The 740-nt window shown below is 17.0% G+C and carries 1 protein-coding gene; it reads right to left on the reverse strand.

Going from position 1 to position 740, the window contains the following annotated elements:
• Nucleotides 1–216: 216 nt before the first annotated feature.
• The gene (locus tag NG918_RS16720) at nucleotides 217–402 is read right to left on the reverse strand and encodes a hypothetical protein (RefSeq protein WP_252227173.1); all 186 of its coding nucleotides are present in this window, start codon (nucleotides 400–402) and stop codon (nucleotides 217–219) included.
• Nucleotides 403–740: the final 338 nt, after the last annotated feature.

Raw genomic sequence — 740 nt, forward strand, 5'->3', positions numbered from 1 at the left:
TTTTTTTTATTTTTTTTTTTTTTTTATTTTTTTTTTTTTTTTTTTTTTTTTAATTTTTTTTTTTTTCTTCTTCTATTTCCTTTTCTTTATTATTTTTTTTTTTTATTTTATTTGTTTTTTTTTTTTTTTTTTTTTTTTTTTTTATTTTTGTTGTTGTTATTGTTTTTTTTATTTATTTTTATTTTTTTTTTTTTTTTTTTTTTTTTTTTATTTTTTCTATTTTTTCTTCTTCTCTTTTTTCTCCTTTCTTTCTTCTTTTTTCTCTTTTCCGGCTTTGTTTGGGCAGTTCTGTTTTGTTTTTTCTCTGGATTCTTTTCTTTCCTCCTTGACTCCTTCTTTTTTTTTTTTTTTTTCTCTTTTTCCTCTTTTTTGCTTCTCTTTTTTTTCTTTTTTCTTTTTCATCATCGCTATCTGTTTCAGTCTTTATGCTAGTTGTTAGTTTCACTTTTTAATTTCATCCTTTTTTCATATTCCCTCTCAGCTTGAGGTTTTTTTTTTTACAATGGGGCAGTGTTCTGTTCTTCTTTTTTTCCTTTTTTTCTTTTTTTTTTTCCTAAAAAAGGTATATTTTTTGCTTCTTATTTTTTTTTATCTTTTTTACCAAATAAAATTTCCTTCATTTTTTTTTTTATCTTTTTTTTTTTTTTTCAAATTTTTATTTTTATTCTAATTAAATTTAATTTTTTAAAATTTTTTTTAATTTAATTTATAAATTTTTTTTTTTTTAAAATAAAAAAATT

Source organism: Clostridium sp. ZBS2 (assembly GCF_023845855.1).
GTDB lineage: Bacteria > Bacillota > Clostridia > Clostridiales > Clostridiaceae > Clostridium > Clostridium aquiflavi.

Excerpts from the sequence above, each read along its gene's own strand:
- NG918_RS16720 (WP_252227173.1), bottom strand. The coding sequence starts at position 402 with ATGAAAAAGAAAAAAGAAAAAAAAGAGAAGCAAAAAAGAGGAAAAAGA.